Genomic DNA, 19,254 nt, shown 5'->3' with positions numbered 1-19,254 from the left:
GCAACCGGCCTCAATGAATCTGCGACGTCTGCGTGCGCTTGTAACGAATGTTCTCGACGATGTGCTGCGCGCTGCCGGTCGGAATCTTGTTGGCGCACATATAGTCCTGATACAACGCGGCCTGGTACGCATTCAGCGCGCCGTTTTCTATCCGCGAAAACGGGTTTGCGACCGTCGTGTCCCAGCCGTCGTGATCGGCGTTCAGGCCCGCATACTGACGCCATTCATACGTGTCGCAACGGATGCCCTCGTAATTGACGTTGCGCGCACCGCCCGGGCTCGTGACGACCACCGTGTAACGCACCACGCCGTCGTCGCCGACGCTGACGGACTTCGGGTCGATCGCAAATTGCAGCGGCGTATTGCCGGAGACTTCGAACGGCAGCAGGTTCGCGTCGGAGGGCAGCGGCGGCAACGTGTCGACCTTGTTTTCAACCCAGTTGCTCTTGCGATCCAGCAGATAGGTGAACTCGCTGTCGTCTTTGTTGGTCGGTTTGCCGGCGCTCGAACAGCCTGCCAGCAGGGCGCCGGTGGCGACGCACGCCACGGCGAATGCAAGTGCTTTCAATCTGATTCCCTCGAGAGACAGACGCGGCTCGAAAGCCGCGCCAGAGAGAGGCGGCGCGAGCCGCCGCCTGGAATGGTCAATCGCGCACGCCTCGTCGGACTAACGGGGCGACGGCCTCGTCGGCTTCGGCCGTTTCGCGCTCATCCTCCGATCTCATGTTGGCATCCGGTGAGCCGGGACCGCAATCCGGCGCGACCAGCACGTGCGTCGAAGTTTCGACGCTGACCGAAGTTACGGTCGTGACGGTGGTGACCACCGTGCTTACCGTGGAATCCGGCGGGCTTTGCATCGACGACGCTATCCGGGGATAACGCGACCCATGATGCCCGCCAGGTTTTTCCGCACGCGGCGCAGGCCGGCGCATGAAACGGGACAGCTCCGTTAGCGCCAACTGATACACATCCCGCTTGAACTCGATCACACAGTCGAGCGGCACCCAATACTCGTTCCAACGCCACGCATCGAACTCAGGGTGGTCGGTGGCGCGCAAACAGATGTCGCAGTCGCGTCCTACCATCCGGAGCAAAAACCAGATTTGTTTCTGGCCGCGGTAATGACCGCGTACTTCGCGCTTGATGAACTTGTCAGGCACCTCATAACGCAACCAGTCGCGCGTGCGACCGATCACCTTGACGTGCTCAGGAAGCAGCCCGGTCTCTTCGTGTAACTCCCGATACATCGCTTGCACGGGGGTCTCACCATATTTGATGCCCCCTTGCGGAAACTGCCAGGAATGTTCACGGAGTCGTTTGCCCCAAAACACCTCGTTGTGCGCGTTCAAGAGGATGATGCCGACGTTCGGGCGAAAGCCTTCACGATCCAGCATACAACCACCTTCGAATCCTTTAAAATTGCTTTGATTATAAACAGATAACGGACCCTTCGCACCGAATCGCATCAGAATGGAGCGATTCGCCGCAACAGGCCCGGGTTTGCGGTAGCCTGTCGGTTTTCCGTGCCTATCCCTTGTGAGAGAGGCTTTGCGCGGCGGTTTCGGCGCCGCACGGGGGCAGGGCGCCCCCAGTCGGGCGAACCCTGCCGGCTTCGCCGCGGATCTGTGTCGATTTCCCTCATTTTCCCCTTTTCTGGCGGTCCTACCGGAAGCCGCCGCTTTTGGACACCTTGAATGAAAGCTTCCCGTTTCTTTATCGGCACTCTCAAAGAAGCGCCCGCCGACGCCGAAATCATCAGCCACAAGCTCATGGTGCGCGCGGGCATGATCCGTCGCGTCGCGGGCGGTATCTATAACTACCTGCCGGTCGGCCTGCGTTCGATCCGCAAGGTGGAAGCGATCGTGCGTGAGGAAATGAACCGGGCGGGCGCCATCGAGCTGTTGATGCCGGCCGTGCAGCCGGCCGAACTGTGGCAGGAATCGGGGCGCTGGGAGAAGTACGGTCCCGAGCTGCTGCGCTTCAAAGACCGCAAGCAGGCCGATTTCGTGATGGGCCCGACGCACGAGGAAGTGGTCACCGACATCGCGCGCAACCAGATCAAGAGCTATCGCCAACTGCCGGTCAACTTCTATCAGATCCAGACGAAGTTCCGCGACGAGATCCGTCCGCGTTTCGGCGTGATGCGCGGCCGCGAGTTCATCATGAAAGACGCGTATTCGTTCGACAAGGACGCGCAGGGTCTGCGCGAGTCGTATCGCAAGATGTACGACGCGTACGTGCGCATCTTCACGCGCCTCGGTCTGGACTTCCGCGCGGTGGCGGCCGACAACGGCTCGATCGGCGGCAGCGGCTCGCATGAGTTCCATGTGATCGCCGACACCGGCGAAGACGACATCGCGTATTGCCCGACCTCCGATTTCGCCGCGAACGTCGAGGCGGCCGAAGCGCTACCGCTGATCGCAGAGCGCGCGGCGCCGGCAGAAGAGATGAAGAAGACCGCGACGCCCGGCAAGGCGAAGTGCGAGGCGGTTGCCGAGCTGCTGAACATTCCGCTCGAACGCACGATCAAGTCGGTCGTGCTCGCCACCGAGAACGAAGGCGCCGAGCCGACGATCTGGCTGCTGATGCTGCGCGGCGATCATGATCTGAACGAGATCAAGGCGGCCAAGCTCCCGGGCCTCGGTAGTTTCCGCATGGCGACCGAAGCCGAGATCGTCGAGACGTTCGGCACACCGCCGGGCTATCTCGGTCCGATCAACACGAAGAAGCCGGTCAAGGTGATCGCGGACCGCACGGTCGCGAACATGAGCGACTTCGTGGTCGGCTCGAACGACGTCGACTATCACACCACCGGCGTGAACTGGGGCCGCGACCTGCCGGAGCCGGTCGTCGCCGACATCCGCAATGTGAAGAAGGGCGATCCGTCGCCGGACGGAAGGGGCGTGCTCGACATCTGCCGCGGCATCGAAGTGGGCCACGTGTTCCAGCTCGGCACCAAGTATTCCGAAGCGATGAACGCGGCCTGTCTCGACGAAACCGGAAAGCCTCGGCCGATGGAAATGGGCTGCTACGGCATCGGCGTCACGCGGATTCTCGGCGCCGCGATCGAACAGAATTTCGACGACAAGGGCATCATCTGGCCGGAGTCGATTGCGCCGTTCGAAGTCGTGCTGTGCCCGATGGGCTATGACCGCAGCGACGCGGTGCGTGAGCAGGCCGACAAGCTGTACGCGGAACTCGTCGCGGCCGGTATCGACGTGATCCTCGACGATCGCGGCGAGCGGCCGGGCGTGATGTTCGCCGACTGGGAACTGATCGGCGTGCCGCATCGACTGGTGATCGGCGACCGTGGTCTGAAGGACGGCAAGATCGAGTATCAGGGCCGTCGCGAGGCCGAAGCGACGCTGCTGCCGGTCGCGGATGCCGCGCAGACCGTGATCGGCAAAGTGCGCGCGGCGCTGGCGAACTAAGCGGAGCGGGCGGTGGAGTACACCTTCCTGTCCGCGACGGTGCTGCTGATCCTGATCACCGATCCGCTCGGCAACATCCCGATCTTCGTCAGTTGCCTGCGAGGTGTGTCGCCGGAGCGTCGCACGGTCGTGATCCTGCGCGAGGTCGCGATCGCGTTTGCGATCCTGCTGGTGTTCATGATGCTCGGGCAGAGCTTTCTGCGCATGATGAGCCTCAGCGACCAGTCGTTGCGGATCGGCGGCGGCATCGTGCTGTTTCTGATTGCGCTGCGCATGGTGTTTCCGCATCCGGACGGTCCGTTCGGCGGCGACGCGCGCGGGGGCGAGCCGCTGATCGTGCCGCTCGCGATTCCTGCGCTAGCGGGTCCGTCGGCGTTGGCGACGGTCATGCTGCTGACCTCGCAGGCGCCGGGCAAAACGGTCGAGTGGGTCGGCGCGCTGACCGTCACGATGATCATCTGTGCGATCGTGCTGATGCTCGCCGAGCGCATTCAGGCGTGGCTCGGTGAACGTGTGATGGCGGCGTTCGAGCGACTGATGGGGCTCGTGCTCGTCGCGATTTCAGTCGAGATGATGCTCGGTGGAATCCGCTCTTTCGTGCACAAGCTGTGAAACGCGAGCCGGTGCGCGCATTGCCACCGTCGCAGCCATAAAAAAAGCAGCCAGGCAGGCTGCTTTTTTTTTCGCCGGTGGGGCGGGGCGGATGCCCCGCTCACGCTCCCTCGGTCAACGCCCGAATGGTCGGCAGGTTGCGCCAGTAGCCCTTCGCATCCATCCCGCAGCCGAACACGTACCGGTCCGGCACTTCGAAGCCGCAGTAATCGGGGCGCAGCGGTTTCGCCTTCGGAATGATCTTCTCGCACAGCACCGCGGACAGGAAGCGCTTCGCGCCCATCGCGAGGATGCGGTCGCGGATTGCGGCCATCGTCTCGCCTTCGTCGAGGATGTCGTCGAGCACGAGCACCACGCGATCCTTGACCGACTCGGCCGGCGCGACGCGCCATTGCATCTCGTTGCTGCCCTTCGTCGTATTGCGGTAGCGCGTCAGGTGGATGTAGTCGAACTCGAGCGGGAAATCGAGGTGCGGCAGCAGCATGCCGGTGAATACCGCGGCGCCGCCCATCACCGACAGCACGAGCGGGAAGTCCTCGCTCATCTCGTCGCGGATGGCAGCCGCCATGCGGGCGATCGACGCAGTGACGTCCGAGGCCGAAACTATCTCTTCGGAGTGTTGAAAAATATGGAGGGCTTCTTCGCGGTTCATGACGTCTGACGGACGGTAACTGTATACATAGTGTGAGTGGCAACGTCCCGAGGGACGTTCCCGCGAGGGACGGCGCAATGCGCTACAGAATAAACCCGCACGGTGCCGAAGTCAGCCGCGCCGCCCTCGGCGCGAGCGCGCGCCGGTCCCATCAAGCTTAGCGCATGCCGGGCATCATGCCCTTCATGCCGCGCATCATCTTCTGCAGGTTGCCGCCCTTGAGCTTCTTCATCATCGTGCGCATCTGTTCGTACTGGTTCAGCATGCGGTTGACTTCCTGCACCTGCACGCCCGCGCCCGCGGCGATGCGGCGCTTGCGGGTCGCCTTGATCAGTTCGGGCTTGGCGCGCTCGGCCGGCGTCATCGAGTTGATGATGCCTTCCATGCGGCGCATCTGCTTCTCGGCCTGACTCATGTCGGCGCCGGCCGCGGCTTGCTGAAACTGCGCGGGCAGCTTGTCCATCAGCGACGACAGGCCGCCCATGCCCTTCATTTGCGTGAGCTGAGCGCGGAAATCGTTGAGGTCGAAGTCGCCGCCTTTCTTGACCTTGTCGGCGAGCTTCTGCGCCGCCTGCACGTCGACGCCGCGCTGCGCTTCCTCCACCAGCGCGAGAATGTCGCCCATGCCGAGAATCCGGCTCGCCATGCGGTCCGGGTGGAACACTTCGAGGCCGTCGAGTTTTTCGGCGACACCCACGAACTTGACCGGCTTGCCCGTCACGTGACGCACCGAGAGCGCCGCGCCACCGCGCGAATCACCGTCGAGCTTGGTGAGCACAACGCCGGTGAGCGGCAGCGCGTCGCTGAACGCCTTCGCGGTGTTGACCGCGTCCTGGCCGAGCATCGCGTCGACGACGAACAGCGTTTCCGCCGGCTTCAGCTCGGCGTGCAGCGCGGTGATTTCGTTCATCATCACCTCGTCGATACCGAGACGGCCGGCCGTGTCGACGAGCAGCACGTCGTGATAGTGGCGCTTGGCCCAGTCGAGCGCGGCGCGGGCAATGTCGACCGGCTTCTGGTTCAGCTCCGACGGGAAGAAGTCCGCGCCGACCTGCTCGGTCACCGTTTTCAGCTGCGCGATGGCGGCTGGACGATAGACGTCGCACGAAACGGTCAGCACCTTCTTCTTGTACTTCTCGCGCAGCAGCTTGGCGAGCTTGCCGACCGTGGTCGTTTTGCCGGCGCCCTGCAGACCCGCCATCAGGATGATCGCGGGCGGCGCGACGGCGAGATTGAGCTCGGAGGCCTTGCCTTCGTAATCGCCGCCGATCACCGCGGTCAGTTCGCGCTGCACGACGCCGACGAGCGCCTGACCCGGCGACAGGCTGGAGATCACTTCCTCGCCGAGCGCCTTCTCCTTGACCTTCGCGATGAACTCGCGCACGACGGGCAGCGCCACGTCGGCCTCGAGCAGTGCGAGACGCACCTCGCGCAGCATTTCCTGGGTGTTCGCCTCGGTGAGCCGGGCTTCGCCGCGCAGCGTCTTGACGACGCGCGCCATCCGTTGAGTCAGATTGTCGAGCATGGGGAGCGATGAACGGTGGGGCCCGCGCAGCGCGCGAAGCGCAAGACGTCGCGGAGTAGGGCCCTAGTGTAAACTTCGAATATGGATATTGTACTGTATGCCCTCACCGCGCTTCTCTATGGCGGTCTTGCCGTGGCCGGCTGGCGCTCGCACCGGCACGCGGCCGTGCGGCCGCTGCTCGAGAGCGTGCCGCCGCTGCCCGGTCATGCCGCCAACGCGGGCGCTCTGGTGGCCTCCGGCATGAGCGCGCCCGGGCGCGCGCTGCTGTTCGTCGCGCTGCTCGCTCACGGCGTGCTGCTGCATAGCACGATCTTCCCGCAGAACGCGATGGTGTTCGGCTTCGCGTTCGCGCTGTCGGCGATGTTCTGGCTCGGCGCCGGCATCTACTGGATCGAGAGTTTCTTTTTCCCGCTCGACGGACTGCGCCTGCTGGTGTTGCCACTCGCGTGCGTCGCGTCGCTGCTGCCGCTCGCGTTCGGCGGCGTGCGCGTGCTGCCGTATGCGGCTGCGCCGATGTTCAAGCTGCACTTCCTGATTGCGAATATCGCGTACGGTCTGTTCGCGATCGCGGCGCTGCACGCGGTGCTGATGCTGGCGGTCGAGCGGCGTCTGCATTCGATGCGCGGTGGTCTCGCGCAAAGGCACGCGGCGGCGGACAATGGCTGGTGGTCGAGTTGGCTCGACGCGCTGCCGCCGCTGCTCACGCTCGAGAAGCTGCTGTTCCGTCTGATCGGCGCCGGCTTCGTGCTGCTCACGCTGACGCTGCTGTCGGGCATCCTGTTCAGCGAGCAGCTGATCGACCGCGCGTTGCGGCTCGATCACAAGACCGTGTTCGCGATTCTTTCGTGGGTGATGTTCGGCGCGCTGCTGACCGCGCGCAAGGTGTCCGGCTGGCGCGGCCGTGCGGCGTTGCGCTGGGTGCTGGCCTCGTTCGTCGCGCTGTTGCTCGCGTACGTCGGCAGCCGTTTTGTTTTCGAGGTGCTGTTGCACCGGCCCGTGGTGTGAGTGTCCCCATGCGACAAATCTTTTTGCTGATTCTGCTGTTCATCGTCGGTCAATGGCTCGTGAAGGCGCTGCGCCGCCACGACGCGCAGTCCGCGCAACGCACCGGTGCCGGCGGTGCCAACGCTGCCGGCACCGCAAATGGCGGCGCGCGTTCTTCGAATGGGCAACAGCCGCAGCTTGCCGAGCCGATGATCCGCTGCGTCGAGTGCGGCGTGCACGCACCGAAGAGCGACTCGGTCAGCGTCGCGGGGCAGGCGTTCTGCTGCGCCGCGCACGCGCAGCGCCACGGCGCGCGTCCGAGCGGCCGCGACGCCCGATGAGCGGCGCGTACACCGTCGATGCCGACGGTTGGGTTCCTGCCGCACGCAAGCTTGCCTCGCCAAACTTCGAAGCGCGGCCGCAAGGCGCGCTGCCGACGCTGATCGTCGTTCACAACATCAGCCTGCCGCCGAACCAGTTCGGCGGCACCGCGATTGCCGAGCTGTTCCAGAACGCGCTCGACTGCAACACTCACCCGTACTACGACACGCATCTGCGCGGCGTGCGCGTGTCCGCGCATTTCGTGATTCATCGCGATGGCGCACTCGAGCAGTTCGTGTCGTGCAACGAGCGCGCGTGGCACGCGGGGCCGTCGAATTTTTTCGGCCGCGAGCGCTGCAATGATTTCTCGATCGGCATCGAGCTCGAAGGCAGCGACACCACCGCCTTCGAAGCGGCGCAATACCGCACGCTCGCCGCGCTCGTCAGAGCACTGAAGGCACGCTATCCGATCGACGCGCTTGCCGGCCACTCCGACATCGCACCCGGTCGCAAGACCGATCCCGGTCCGTATTTCGAGTGGCCGCGACTGCAGCGCGACACCTTGCTCGACGGTCGGTATTTCCCCTATCGCAAGTTTTCCGAAACGCGGTAACCCCTTCGCACGATCTTGCGTGATCCACGCAGAACGAGGCGCAGCCTGCTTCTCCGGGGAGCTTCTGCGCGCCGCGTGAAGCAAAAGTCAAGACTGCAAGCGCAAATAAAAACCTTTTGACCTGTCTCGAAACTCCACTATACTTGGTGCCGACAACTGAGTTTCGCACTATATCTTGTGTTGTGCTGTGAATAACCATGTGCATAACCGAGTGAATAAGAGTGGATAAGTCTGCGGCGTCCCGCTCCCCGAGCCTGGCACCGCAAGCATTCCAGACAGCGAAAAAAATTCCTGGGGAGCAGCCGGTAGGGGATCTCCGGCCGCATCCAGAAGCATTCAGGAAAGGACCAGCCAGTGATCGCGACCGACCCGATGAAGACCGTCATCAAATCGAACCAGGCTTCCTCGCAGTTGCATCCCGCCAACCGGCGTAGCCGGCCTTCCTGCACCTCATCGCACGCGCACGCGCACGCGGCGGCGCGGCGTTTGATTTAATCCGCGGCACTCGCCGCAATATTTCCAAGACCAGGAGCTTTGCACATGCAAACCACCGACAACGTGACGACCCGTTACGAGGGCTCACCGACTGGCCAGGCCTTCGGCCAGACCCAAGGCGCGCAGGCGCTCGCGCCGCAAGCGAATTACGCCGACTACAAGGTGATCCGCCGCAACGGCAGCGTGGTGTCGTTCGAGCCGTCGAAAATCGCGATCGCCGTGACGAAGGCGTTCCTCGCCGTCAACGGTGGTCAGGGCGCGGCGTCGGCACGGGTGCGCGAACTGGTCGAGCAACTCACGCAGAACGTGGTGCGCGCGCTGGTGCGCAGCCGTCCGAATGGCGGCACGTTCCATATCGAAGACATTCAGGATCAGGTCGAACTCGCGCTGATGCGCGGCGGCGAACACAACGTCGCGCGCGCTTACGTGCTGTATCGCGAGAAGCGCAACCAGGCGCGCGCGCATGACGCTCATGAAGGTCAGGCAGCGGAAGGCGCCAGCACCCCGGGCCTGAACGTGACCGACAACGGCATCACGCGTGCGCTGGACATGGCTGCGCTGCGCGGCATCATCGAGTCCGCGTGCGCGAACCTCGGCGAGGCCGTAAGCGCCGAGCCGATCGTCGCGGAAACGGTGAAGAACCTGTACGACGGCGTGCCGATGAGCCAGGTGTATGACTCGGCGATCCTCGCTGCCCGTACGATGATCGAAAAGGACCCGGCCTACAGCCAGGTCACCGCGCGCATCCTGCTGCATACGATCCGCCGCGAGATTCTCGAAGAGGAAGTCACGCAAGCCGAGATGGGCGAGCGCTACGCCGAGTACTTCCCGCAGTTCATCAAGCGCGGCGTGCAAGCCGAGCTGCTCGACGACAAGCTGCTGCAGTTCGACCTGAAGCGCCTCGGGGCCGCGCTCGACGCGAACCGCGACCTGCAGTTCGGCTACCTCGGTCTGCAGACGCTGTACGACCGCTACTTCCTGCATCACGACAACGTGCGTATCGAAATGCCCCAGGCATTCTTTATGCGTGTCGCGATGGGTCTGTCGCTGAACGAGATCGACCGCGAAGCGCGCGCGATCGAGTTCTACAACGTGCTGTCGAGCTTCGACTTCATGAGTTCGACGCCGACGCTGTTCAACTCCGGCACGCGCCGCTCGCAGCTGTCGTCTTGCTACCTGACCACGGTCGACGACGACCTCGACGGCATCTACGAAGCGCTGAAGGAAAACGCGCTGCTGTCGAAGTTCGCCGGCGGCCTCGGCAACGACTGGACGCGTGTGCGCGCGCTCGGCTCGCACATCAAGGGCACCAACGGCAAGTCGCAGGGCGTGGTGCCGTTCCTGAAGGTCGTCAACGACACGGCGGTCGCCGTGAACCAGGGCGGCAAGCGCAAGGGCGCGGTGTGCGCGTACCTCGAATCGTGGCACCTCGACATCGAGGAATTCCTCGAGCTGCGCAAGAACACCGGCGACGACCGTCGTCGCACGCACGACATGAACACCGCGAACTGGATTCCCGATCTGTTCATGAAGCGCGTGATGGAAGGCGGCGACTGGACGCTGTTCTCGCCGTCCACCTGTCCGGACCTGCACGACAAGTTCGGCGCCGCGTTCGAAACGGCTTACACGGCTTACGAAGACAAGGTCGCGCGCGGCGAGATCAAGCTGTTCAAGAAGATCCCGGCGGCGCAGCTGTGGCGCAAGATGCTGGGCATGCTGTTCGAAACCGGCCATCCGTGGATCACGTTCAAGGATCCGTGCAACGTGCGCTCGCCGCAGCAGCACGTCGGCGTCGTCCACTCGTCGAACCTGTGCACGGAAATCACGCTGAACACGAGCGACGCCGAAATCGCCGTCTGTAACCTCGGCTCGGTGAACCTCGTCGCGCACCTGAAGGAGCAGGCCGACGGCACGCTCGCGCTCGACCACGACAAGCTGAAGCGCACGGTCAGCGTCGCGATGCGCATGCTCGACAACGTGATCGACATCAACTACTACGCGGTCGCCAAGGCGCGTAACTCGAACCTGAAGCACCGTCCGGTCGGCCTCGGCATCATGGGCTTCCAGGACTGCCTGCACGTGCTGCGCACGCCGTACGCGTCGCAGGAAGCGGTCGAGTTCGCCGATCGCTCGATGGAAGCGGTTTGCTACTACGCGTACTACGCGTCGACCGAGCTTGCCGAACAGCGCGGCCGCTACTCGAGCTACCGCGGCTCGCTGTGGGATCGCGGCATCCTCCCGCAGGATTCGGTGGCGCTGCTCGCCGAGGCGCGCGGCGGTTATGTCGAGGTCGATTCGAGCGAGTCGATGGACTGGCCCGCGCTGCGCTCGCGTATCTCGACCTACGGCATGCGCAACTCGAACTGCGTGGCGATCGCGCCGACCGCGACGATCTCGAACATCATCGGCGTGTCGGCGTGCATCGAGCCGACCTATCAGAACCTGTACGTGAAGTCGAACCTGTCGGGCGAGTTCACGGTGGTCAACGACTACCTGGTGCGCGACCTGAAGGCGCGCGGCCTGTGGGACGAAGTGATGGTCGCCGACCTGAAGTACTTCGACGGCACGCTGTCGCGCATCGACCGCATCCCGGCCGACCTGCGCGCGATCTACGCGACCGCGTTCGAAGTCGATCCGGTGTGGCTCGTCGAGTCGGCTTCGCGTCGTCAGAAGTGGATCGACCAGGCGCAGTCGCTGAACATCTACATGGCGGGCGCATCGGGCAAGAAGCTCGACGAGATCTACAAGCTCGCATGGCTGCGCGGACTGAAGACCACCTACTACCTGCGCACGATGGCGGCGACGCACGTCGAGAAGTCGACGGTTGCGCACGGCGCGCTGAACGCGGTGAGCTCGGGTCATGACGGCTCGGGTGGCGCGGGCGGCGCGGCAGGCGGCTTCGGCGTGGGCGGCGGCGCGGCGGGTGGTGTGGGCGGCGGCTTCCAGGCTGCTGCAGCGGTCGCAGCGACTGCCGCGGTCGCGCTCGACGCGGCACCCGAAGCGGATGGTCCGGTCTGCATGATGCGTCCGGGCGATCCTGGCTTCGACGAGTGCGAGGCTTGCCAGTAAAGATTGGCAAGCAGCGGGAGCGATGCTTGCTGACTGCACGCGAGGGTCGTAGGTGGTGATCCGCAGGCGGTGAGCGACGCGCCCCGTCGATGAAGTAGAAAGCAGGTCGACGAGCGGTGAGCAGTATCGAAGTCTCACCGCTCGTCGATGCAGTGAAGCAATCCAGCCGTTGGCAACACCAGACGATCGCTCGACATGGCATCGCACCTCGACCGCCAACGCTGACGCAACACGCTCGACACGGCTCACCGCCGACTCTCGCGATGCGCGGCTCGTGCGGCATCGATCAGTCCATCGATCAGTCGGCGGATGCCGTGAACGCACTGCGCAATACATATAGATAGAGCAACGAAACGTCGTGTCGAAACGTTGCTCTTCGAGTTCGCGAAGGACCTCGGCAACACATGTTCAACACGCGTTCATCACGCGTCACTCGATGCGTCACTGGATGGGTCACACGCAGCATGTCGAACAAAGTGTTGTATGAACGTAGCAACGCGAATCGAAAACAGGAATTTTCGCGAGTGAACTCTTTTATCGCTCGTGAAAAGATGGTACAAACCGTTCTAAATTGATGGTGACATTTATGCTCAACTGGGATGACGAGATCACTGCCGTAACTCCCTCGAGCGCGACGCAACCGAACGTGTTGCGCAACGCTGCGGGGTCGGCTGTTGATTCGCAAATCGGAACGCGTTCCGCGCCGCATGCTCCCTCCGCTCAAGAAGTCTTCGCGAACGACGTCGCTGTCGCTCCCGTCGCTCATATTGGCAACGCGGTTGCCAACGCGGCGGCCGCTTCCGAAGCGCGCGTCAATGTCGCCGACAAGCGCATCATCAACGGCCAGACTGACGTCAATCAGTTGGTGCCGTTCAAGTACAAGTGGGCTTGGGAAAAGTATCTGGCGGGTTGCGCCAACCACTGGATGCCGCAGGAAGTGAACATGTCGCGCGACATCGCCCTGTGGAAAGACCCGAACGGGCTGACCGAAGACGAGCGCCGCGTCGTCAAGCGCAACCTCGGCTTCTTCGTGACGGCAGATTCCCTCGCCGCCAACAACATCGTGCTGGGCACCTACCGCCACATCACGGCGCCCGAATGCCGCCAGTTCCTGCTGCGCCAGGCGTTCGAAGAGGCGATCCACACGCACGCTTACCAGTACATCGTCGAGTCGCTCGGTCTGGACGAGGGCGAAATCTTCAACGCGTATCACGAGGTCCCGTCGATCCGCGCGAAAGACGAATTCCTGATTCCGTACATCCACGTGCTGACCGACCCGGCCTTCAAGACCGGTACGCTCGAAGCAGACCAGACGCTGCTGCGCTCGCTGATCGTGTTCGCCTGTGTGATGGAAGGCCTGTTCTTCTACGTCGGCTTTACGCAAATCCTGGCGCTCGGCCGCCAGAACAAGATGACCGGCGCGGCGGAGCAGTACCAGTACATCCTGCGTGACGAGTCGATGCACTGCAACTTCGGCATCGACCTGATCAACCAGATCAAACTCGAAAACCCGCACCTGTGGACGGCCGAATTCCGCGCCGAAATTCGCGCGATCTTCCAGCAGGCGGTCGAGCTCGAATACCGCTACGCCGAAGATACGATGCCGCGCGGCGTGCTCGGCCTCAACGCGTCGATGTTCAAGAGCTATCTGCGCTTCATCTGCAACCGCCGTTGCCAGCAGATCGGTCTCGATCCGCTGTACCCGAACGAGGAAAACCCGTTCCCGTGGATGAGCGAGATGATCGACCTGAAGAAGGAACGCAATTTCTTCGAGACGCGAGTGATCGAATATCAGACTGGCGGTGCGCTTTCCTGGGAGTAAGCCGGGATTCGTATCGCGGATGTATTCATTGATGGGGATGCCGCCGCCTGTGGCCGCGGCGCCCCGGGTTAGGAGCAGAACGGCCTGATGCAAAGCGTGCCCGGTGCCTTGACGGCCCACAAACATGACAGGCACTTTGCGGACCCTTCAGTGGGATGGGCAAACTTCCCCCCGGAAAAAGCCGCTGGCGTCGTTGCCGGCGGCCCGATCAAGCAATTGCCGGCGTCGCCTTGCGACGCCGACCAGATTTGGCGCGCGGTGCCTTCGGGCACGGCGCGCCTTACCGCATTCATTAGCGTAAGCGCGCCGCACCTGCGTACGCCGATGAATAGCCCGCTTCGTAGCGCGCGCCCTGAGAAGCGTCCGCGGGAAGCGGGTTTTGACGAAGGGTGTAGTTTGAACTGACCTCATCTGAAAACCTGAAGGAGAAAATGATGGCAACTGCAAAGAAGGCCGCGGCCAAGAAGCCCGCAGCAAAGAAGACCGCAGCAAAGAAGGCTGCTCCGGCTAAGAAGGCTGCTCCGGCCAAGAAGGTCGCCGCGAAGAAGGTCGCAGTGAAGAAGGTCGCCGCGAAGAAGGTTGCAGCGAAGAAGGTCGCGGCGAAGAAGGCAGCACCGGCGAAGAAAGCGGCAGTGAAGAAGGTCGCGGCGAAGAAGGTTGCAGCCAAGAAGGTCGCGGCGAAGAAGGCAGCACCGGCGAAGAAAGCCGCGGTGAAGAAGGTTGCAGCGAAGAAGGTCGCAGCGAAGAAGGCAGCACCGGCGAAGAAGGCCGCAGCGAAGAAGGCAGCACCGGCGAAGAAGGTCGCGGCGAAGAAGGCCGCTGCCAAGAAGGCGGCGCCTGCCAAAAAGGCTGCAGCCAAGAAAGCTGCACCTGCCAAGAAGGCTGCCGCGAAGAAGGCCGCTGCGCCTGCGAAGAAGGCTGCCCCTGCGAAGAAGGCTGTCGCCAAGAAGGCCGCGCCTGCTCCCGCTGCGCCTGCTGTCTCGAGCGCACCGGCGGCGACGGTGAAGACCGCGCTGAACCCGGCAGCGGCATGGCCGTTCCCGACGGGCAGCCGTCCGTAAGCAGTAGCAGTAAGTCGACACATCGTACGATGTGTCGGATGACCGGGTCGTGCTCGATTTCTTGCGGGCGCCACCCGGTCAATGACCCGTTACCGGTGTGCCGGTGGCGGGTTTTTTTTGCTCGTCGTCCCGAAAAGAAAAAACACGCATGGACCCGTGAGGACCCATGCGTGTGAAGTCGTCGTCGCGGCGCTGAACTACGCGCCGCCGCGCGGGAGGTGCGCTTAGTGTGTGACGCGCGTGACGCCGCCGCTCGACAGCAGCCTCACGCGATCGCCTGCGCGGAAGATTTCGCCGGTAGCAGTTTGGGTGACGGCGCGCATGTCGCCGTTGTCGAGGCGCACGGTGATTTCGATACCGTCGCGCATGGCGACGCGGTTTTCGATTGCATTGCCGGCGACCGCACCGCCGATACCGCCGACGATACCCGTCGCGACCGAGCCACGTCCGCCGCCGATCGTGCTGCCGGCGAGCGCGCCGAGCGCCCCGCCACCGAGTGCGCCGATGCCGATCGGCTGACCGTCGTTCGTGCTGATCCGCACCGCGCGCACGCTCTCCACCGTGGCCATGCGAACCGTCTGTTCACGCTGCGCCTGCGAGGCGGTGAAAACGTCGGGAGAGCTGCTGTTGACCGCACACCCCGACATGGCCAGCGAACCGGCGAACAAGGTGACGACGATCAGGCGACTCGATGTTCTCATTCCCAAACTCCCATAGCACGCGATATCAGTGCAGGTCGTATCCGAAGGCCTGCTTGAACCGCTCGTTGATTTCCGCCCGGCTGGGCGCGTAGTTTTGCGGGCCTTGATGCTCGATCTTCAGTGCGCCCATCAGGCTGGCGAGACGGCCGGTCGTGGCCCACCCGAGACCCTTCTCGATACCGTAGAGCAAGCCGCCGCGAAACGCGTCGCCGCAGCCGGTGGGATCGAGCACCTGCCTGGCCGTGACCGCCGGAATCTCTTCGATACCGCCGCCGTGATGGATCTGCGCACCCTTCTCGCCGAGCGTGATGATCAGCGCGTCGACCTTGCCGGCGATCTGTTCGATCGACCAGCCGGTCTTGTTGCTCACCAGCGCGGCTTCGTAATCGTTGACCGCTACATAAGTAGCAAGTTCAATGATGCGCCGCAGCGTCTCGCCGTCGAACAGCGGCAAGCCCTGGCCCGGATCGAAGATGAACGGCACGCCTGCGGCGGCAAGCTGTTCGGAGTGCTGGACCATGCCGTCATAGCCGTCCGGCGCGACGATGCCGAGCGTCAGGCCCGCCACTTCGTCGGCGCGGTTCTGATGCGACTGCATCATCGCGCCCGGATGGAAAGCGGTGATCTGGTTGTTCTCGAGGTCGGTCGTGATCATCGCCTGCGCCGAGTAGGTGTCGGGCACGACGAGCACGTTTTCCGTCGACAGGCCGAGCTGCGCGAGCCGGTCCAGATAGAGCTGTGCGTCGACGGCGCCGATCGCGCCCATGATGCGAGCGTCGCCGCCGAGCAGATTCAGCGCATAGGCGATGTTGCCCGCGCAGCCGCCGAACTCGCGACGCATGGTCGGCACGAGAAAGCTCACGTTCAGGATGTGGACCTGCTCCGGCAGGATGTGCTCCCGAAAGCGGCCTTCGAAGGTCATGATGTTGTCGTACGCGAGCGAGCCGCAGATGAGCGTAGCCAAGGCGAGCGTTCCTGTATGAAAGCGGTGGGAAGAGACGCGCCGCGCCGACAGCGCCGCGCGCGAGGCGCGGCGCCGTGGATCGCGCGCGAGAGGGCTTACTTCAGCGCGGCGAGCGCTGCGTCGTAGTTCGGCTCGTTCTTGATCTCGCCGACCAGCTCGGCGTGCACGACCTTGTCGTTTTCGTCGAGCACGACGACCGCGCGCGCGGTCAGGCCGGTCAGCGGACCGCTCGTCACGTCGACGCCGTACGCTTGCGCGAACTCATGGCCGCGGAACGTCGACGCGGTCACCACGTTCTCGATGCCCTCGGTCGTACAGAAGCGCGACGCCGCGAACGGCAGGTCGCCCGACACGACGATGACGGCCGTGTTGCTGAGCTTCGCGGCGGCTTCGTTGAACTTGCGCGTCGACGTCGCGCAGGTCGGCGTGTCGAGACTCGGGACGATGTTGAGCACCTTGCGCTTGCCGGCGAAGTCGGCGAGCGTCAGCGGCTTCAGGTCTCGGCCGATCAGGGAGAATGCGGCGGCCTGCTGGCCGACCGACGGGAACGTGCCGCTTACTTCGATCGGGTTGCCGCCCAGCGTGACTTGACTCATGTGTTGTGCTCCGAAAAGGGCTTCAGTGATGACAATGATGCGCCCGCTCGGGAGCGGGCGCGCGAGGGTGCGTTACGGATAAAAAATCTGTACGCGAAAATTGGAGGCAATCGCGCTGCCGGTGTCGAGGTGCACGATCATCGTCTGCGTCGCGTGCGCGGGCAGGCCGGACGCGATCACGGTGCCGGGCGGCACGTAATCCTGCGGCCACAGCACGCGCCGCACGGCGACGTTGTTCTGATCGTCGAGCAGCGTGAGTTCGATCGCGGGGTAGGCGAGCGCGATGTTCAGGCGGTTGTGCAGCGGCATCTTCAACTCGAGCTTGTGCGGGCCGTCGATCTGCCGCAGATCGGACGGCTCGACCAGCAAGCCTTCGAGGTCGTGCGGCGGCGTCAGCTGACAGCCGAGATGCGCGCAGGCCTGCGCGTACAGGATCTGCGAGCGCGGCAGGTTGACCATCACGGTCTCGCGTTGCCACCACGCGAGTTGCGCGAGCAGCGCAATGACGAGCAGCGCGGCGAGCACCACACCGGCGACGATCCAGCCGACGCGTCCGGCGTCCACCGGGCGGGTTTCGCGCACGACCGGGAACGGATCGTCGCCATCGCCGACGGGCGGATTGACCGAGAACGGTTCGCCGCTCGATGGGGCGAGCGACGGACCGCCCGGCGGGCGCGGGCCGCCGGGACCGCCGGCGCCCGAAGCACCTGCGGCAGCCATGCCTGCGGCGGCGCCGAAGCCGCCCACGCCCCCACCGACCGGGCCGAAGTGCGGCTCGTTGTCGGGCATGCCATGCAGACTTGCTGGTTCGCGCAGCGCCGGTTCATCGAGCGTGGACGGCTCGGGGCGTTCGATCTTGTGCCAGACGCGCGGCGCTTCGTCTTCGACTCGCGGTGGGGGAGCAGGCGCGGTGGGCGGGACGACAGGTGGTTCATCGACCGCATTGTCGGCGGGATAGGCGAAGGGTTCGAGCGGCGCGTCGGCCAGCGTCGGCTCATCGTCCGCGGGTAGCGGTGCCGTGAAAGCGCCGGCGCGCAATTCCGGTTCGGTCGCCTGGCGAGGAGTGTCCGATGCGACGGGTGCGTGCTCGTTGCCGCCAGGCGGCAGCGGCGCGAGCGGCACGCTGCTCACGTGGTCGCGCAAACGGGCATCCAGCGTGCTGCGGGAAATGCTGGTGGAGTCTTGTTCCGAAGCCGGCGCCCATGGGTCCCACGCGACCCCGCTGAAGTCCGGGTTGGGTTGCCGCACACCCGACAGCGCTTCGATTGCCGCCGCGGCGGCAACCGGTTTGGCCGTGGAAAAATCGCCGCCTTCGGAGACGTCGAACAGACTGCTCGACGCGTCGAAGACTTCTTGGCAATGCCCGCACCGCACGAGGCCGCGGCGCTGCGCAAGCTGCGCCGGTTGCAGAAGGAAGACAGTTTCGCAGAAGGGGCAACGCGTCGCCAGGTGCATATCGAGCCGTTGAGCCTGAGGCCGTTAGGTTGACAATACGCCTTATTCTAATTGCTTTCGCGGCGCGTTCCGGCGAGGCACACCCAACCTTCATGTTCGCGCCACACGCTGATATCGATCCAGCGCGCGTAGACCTGCGCGACCTCCTCGGCCTGGCGGGCGAGAATGCCCGACAGCGCGATGTGGCCGCCCGGCTTCACCTTCGACGACAGCATCGACGCCATCAGCTTGAGCGGATTGGAGAGAATGTTCGCGACCACGACGTCGAATTCGCCGGCCGGACAGGCGTCGGGCAGGCCATAGGTGACTTCGGCGTGATTGCGTTCGCTATTGTGACGCGCCGATTCGACCGCCTGCGGATCGATATCGATGCCGATCACCGGATCGGCGCCGCACTTCTTCGCGAGAATCGCGAGGATGCCCGAGCCGCAGCCGTAGTCGAGCACGGACTGGCCGGGCTTGATCGACTGCTCGATCCACTCCATGCACAGACGCGTAGTGGGGTGGCTGCCGGTGCCGAACGCGAGACCCGGATCGAGTTCGAGCACGAGCGCGTCGGGGTCCGGCGCATCGTGCCACGACGGCACGACCCAGATGCGCTCGCCGATCTGGATCGGATCGAACTGCGACTGCGTGAGCCGCACCCAGTCCTGCTCCTCGACCTCGCGCACGGTATATGCCGGCGCGGCATCGAGTCCGATCTCGTTGGCCGCGGCGGTCAGCAGCACGGCCGGATCGTGTTCCGGCGCGAGCAGCGCGATCACCCGCGAATGCTGCCATGCCGTGCGATCCGGCGTGAGGCCGGGCTCGCCGAACAGCGGCTGCTCGTCGGGCGTGTCGGCGTCGGCGTCTTCGACCGATACCGACAGCGCGCCCAGCTCGAGCAGCGCGTCGGACAACTCCTCCGCGTGCTCGCGCGCCAGTTCGGCAACCAGTTCCCGATAGCTCATGAC

Annotated in this window: 19 protein-coding genes; 10 read left to right on the top strand and 9 right to left on the bottom strand. The window is 64.3% G+C overall.

Annotated features, from left to right (window positions below; translation table 11 throughout):
- Window positions 1-10 precede the first annotated feature (10 nt).
- Together OKW27_RS26765 and OKW27_RS26760 are read right to left on the bottom strand one after the other, a co-directional pair.
- Window positions 11-568 carry a CNP1-like family protein gene (locus OKW27_RS26765; protein ID WP_184058542.1) on the bottom strand — a complete coding sequence of 186 codons (558 nt, stop codon included), beginning with the start codon at window positions 566-568 and terminating at the stop codon, window positions 11-13.
- 76 nt (window positions 569-644) lie between these two features.
- Window positions 645-1,394: an RNA pyrophosphohydrolase gene (locus OKW27_RS26760; RefSeq protein WP_090801927.1), complete on the bottom strand. Its 750-nt coding sequence runs from the start codon at window positions 1,392-1,394 to the stop codon at window positions 645-647.
- 300 nt (window positions 1,395-1,694) lie between these two features.
- On the opposite strand from OKW27_RS26760, the gene OKW27_RS26755 reads away from it, so the two are divergent.
- Complete coding sequence (locus OKW27_RS26755) at window positions 1,695-3,431, top strand: proline--tRNA ligase (RefSeq protein WP_429335343.1); 1,737 nt, start codon at window positions 1,695-1,697, stop codon at window positions 3,429-3,431.
- 12 nt (window positions 3,432-3,443) lie between these two features.
- Window positions 3,444-4,043: a MarC family protein gene (locus tag OKW27_RS26750; RefSeq protein WP_090801923.1), complete on the top strand. Its 600-nt coding sequence runs from the start codon at window positions 3,444-3,446 to the stop codon at window positions 4,041-4,043.
- Window positions 4,044-4,143: 100 nt separating this feature from the next.
- On the opposite strand, the gene OKW27_RS26745 is transcribed toward OKW27_RS26750, so the two are convergent.
- A complete protein-coding gene (locus tag OKW27_RS26745; protein WP_008923084.1) occupies window positions 4,144-4,695 on the bottom strand; it encodes a hypoxanthine-guanine phosphoribosyltransferase in 552 nt (183 codons plus the stop codon).
- Window positions 4,696-4,852: 157 nt separating this feature from the next.
- A complete protein-coding gene (ffh, locus tag OKW27_RS26740; RefSeq protein WP_090801921.1) occupies window positions 4,853-6,220 on the bottom strand; it encodes a signal recognition particle protein in 1,368 nt (455 codons plus the stop codon).
- 81 nt (window positions 6,221-6,301) lie between these two features.
- On the opposite strand from ffh, the gene OKW27_RS26735 reads away from it, so the two are divergent.
- From OKW27_RS26735 to OKW27_RS26700, 8 genes are all read left to right on the top strand, one after another.
- A complete protein-coding gene (locus tag OKW27_RS26735; RefSeq protein WP_090801919.1) occupies window positions 6,302-7,225 on the top strand; it encodes a cytochrome C assembly family protein in 924 nt (307 codons plus the stop codon).
- 8 nt (window positions 7,226-7,233) lie between these two features.
- The gene (locus tag OKW27_RS26730; protein WP_090801917.1) at window positions 7,234-7,545 is read left to right on the top strand and encodes a PP0621 family protein; all 312 of its coding nucleotides are present in this window, start codon (window positions 7,234-7,236) and stop codon (window positions 7,543-7,545) included.
- The gene (gene ampD / locus OKW27_RS26725; RefSeq protein ID WP_429335342.1) at window positions 7,542-8,138 is read left to right on the top strand and encodes a 1,6-anhydro-N-acetylmuramyl-L-alanine amidase AmpD; all 597 of its coding nucleotides are present in this window, start codon (window positions 7,542-7,544) and stop codon (window positions 8,136-8,138) included. Before OKW27_RS26730 ends, ampD begins: the two co-directional genes overlap by 4 nt.
- A 354-nt stretch (window positions 8,139-8,492) precedes the next feature.
- Window positions 8,493-8,633: a hypothetical protein gene (locus OKW27_RS26720; protein WP_429335341.1), complete on the top strand. Its 141-nt coding sequence runs from the start codon at window positions 8,493-8,495 to the stop codon at window positions 8,631-8,633.
- A gap of 45 nt (window positions 8,634-8,678) precedes the next feature.
- A complete protein-coding gene (locus tag OKW27_RS26715; RefSeq protein WP_429335340.1) occupies window positions 8,679-11,702 on the top strand; it encodes a ribonucleoside-diphosphate reductase subunit alpha in 3,024 nt (1,007 codons plus the stop codon).
- A gap of 586 nt (window positions 11,703-12,288) precedes the next feature.
- Window positions 12,289-13,524 (top strand): ribonucleotide-diphosphate reductase subunit beta, encoded by a 1,236-nt coding sequence (locus tag OKW27_RS26710; RefSeq protein WP_090805471.1) that lies wholly within the window; start codon window positions 12,289-12,291, stop codon window positions 13,522-13,524.
- A gap of 87 nt (window positions 13,525-13,611) precedes the next feature.
- Window positions 13,612-13,929, top strand: coding sequence for a hypothetical protein (locus OKW27_RS26705; RefSeq protein WP_084754174.1), 318 nt, complete (start codon window positions 13,612-13,614; stop codon window positions 13,927-13,929).
- 29 nt (window positions 13,930-13,958) lie between these two features.
- Window positions 13,959-14,585, top strand: a complete 627-nt coding sequence (locus OKW27_RS26700; protein WP_184066851.1) for a histone H1-like DNA-binding protein — start codon at window positions 13,959-13,961, stop codon at window positions 14,583-14,585.
- 224 nt (window positions 14,586-14,809) lie between these two features.
- Here OKW27_RS26700 and OKW27_RS26695 read toward each other — a convergent pair whose 3' ends face one another.
- From OKW27_RS26695 to prmA, 5 genes are all read right to left on the bottom strand, one after another.
- A complete protein-coding gene (locus OKW27_RS26695) occupies window positions 14,810-15,286 on the bottom strand; it encodes a hypothetical protein (protein WP_184058527.1) in 477 nt (158 codons plus the stop codon).
- Between the two features lie 25 nt (window positions 15,287-15,311).
- Window positions 15,312-16,250, bottom strand: a complete 939-nt coding sequence (locus OKW27_RS26690; RefSeq protein ID WP_090801910.1) for a carbohydrate kinase family protein — start codon at window positions 16,248-16,250, stop codon at window positions 15,312-15,314.
- Between the two features lie 95 nt (window positions 16,251-16,345).
- Window positions 16,346-16,846 (bottom strand): thiol peroxidase, encoded by a 501-nt coding sequence (tpx, locus tag OKW27_RS26685; RefSeq protein ID WP_090801909.1) that lies wholly within the window; start codon window positions 16,844-16,846, stop codon window positions 16,346-16,348.
- A gap of 72 nt (window positions 16,847-16,918) precedes the next feature.
- A complete protein-coding gene (locus OKW27_RS26680; RefSeq protein WP_429335339.1) occupies window positions 16,919-18,301 on the bottom strand; it encodes a zinc-ribbon and DUF3426 domain-containing protein in 1,383 nt (460 codons plus the stop codon).
- Between the two features lie 47 nt (window positions 18,302-18,348).
- Window positions 18,349-19,251, bottom strand: a complete 903-nt coding sequence (gene prmA / locus OKW27_RS26675) for a 50S ribosomal protein L11 methyltransferase (RefSeq protein ID WP_090801906.1) — start codon at window positions 19,249-19,251, stop codon at window positions 18,349-18,351.
- Window positions 19,252-19,254: the final 3 nt, after the last annotated feature.

Source organism: Paraburkholderia sp. 35.1 (assembly GCF_050436525.1).
Lineage (GTDB): Bacteria > Pseudomonadota > Gammaproteobacteria > Burkholderiales > Burkholderiaceae > Paraburkholderia > Paraburkholderia tuberum.
Note: the sequence above shows the minus strand (reverse complement) of the source record. Positions and strands in the feature narration are given on the sequence as shown.

What these genes read in the sequence shown, in the direction of transcription:
- OKW27_RS26760 (WP_090801927.1), bottom strand. Translation starts at nt 1,394, where the DNA reads ATGCTGGATCGTGAAGGCTTTCGCCCGAACGTCGGCATCATCCTCTTG.
- OKW27_RS26755 (WP_429335343.1), top strand. Translation starts at nt 1,695, where the DNA reads ATGAAAGCTTCCCGTTTCTTTATCGGCACTCTCAAAGAAGCGCCCGCC.
- OKW27_RS26745 (WP_008923084.1), bottom strand. Translation starts at nt 4,695, where the DNA reads ATGAACCGCGAAGAAGCCCTCCATATTTTTCAACACTCCGAAGAGATA.
- ffh (WP_090801921.1), bottom strand. Translation starts at nt 6,220, where the DNA reads ATGCTCGACAATCTGACTCAACGGATGGCGCGCGTCGTCAAGACGCTG.
- OKW27_RS26735 (WP_090801919.1), top strand. Translation starts at nt 6,302, where the DNA reads ATGGATATTGTACTGTATGCCCTCACCGCGCTTCTCTATGGCGGTCTT.
- OKW27_RS26730 (WP_090801917.1), top strand. Translation starts at nt 7,234, where the DNA reads ATGCGACAAATCTTTTTGCTGATTCTGCTGTTCATCGTCGGTCAATGG.
- ampD (WP_429335342.1), top strand. Translation starts at nt 7,542, where the DNA reads ATGAGCGGCGCGTACACCGTCGATGCCGACGGTTGGGTTCCTGCCGCA.
- OKW27_RS26715 (WP_429335340.1), top strand. Translation starts at nt 8,679, where the DNA reads ATGCAAACCACCGACAACGTGACGACCCGTTACGAGGGCTCACCGACT.
- OKW27_RS26710 (WP_090805471.1), top strand. Translation starts at nt 12,289, where the DNA reads ATGCTCAACTGGGATGACGAGATCACTGCCGTAACTCCCTCGAGCGCG.
- OKW27_RS26705 (WP_084754174.1), top strand. Translation starts at nt 13,612, where the DNA reads ATGCAAAGCGTGCCCGGTGCCTTGACGGCCCACAAACATGACAGGCAC.
- OKW27_RS26700 (WP_184066851.1), top strand. Translation starts at nt 13,959, where the DNA reads ATGGCAACTGCAAAGAAGGCCGCGGCCAAGAAGCCCGCAGCAAAGAAG.
- OKW27_RS26695 (WP_184058527.1), bottom strand. Translation starts at nt 15,286, where the DNA reads ATGAGAACATCGAGTCGCCTGATCGTCGTCACCTTGTTCGCCGGTTCG.
- tpx (WP_090801909.1), bottom strand. Translation starts at nt 16,846, where the DNA reads ATGAGTCAAGTCACGCTGGGCGGCAACCCGATCGAAGTAAGCGGCACG.
- OKW27_RS26680 (WP_429335339.1), bottom strand. Translation starts at nt 18,301, where the DNA reads ATGCACCTGGCGACGCGTTGCCCCTTCTGCGAAACTGTCTTCCTTCTG.
- prmA (WP_090801906.1), bottom strand. Translation starts at nt 19,251, where the DNA reads ATGAGCTATCGGGAACTGGTTGCCGAACTGGCGCGCGAGCACGCGGAG.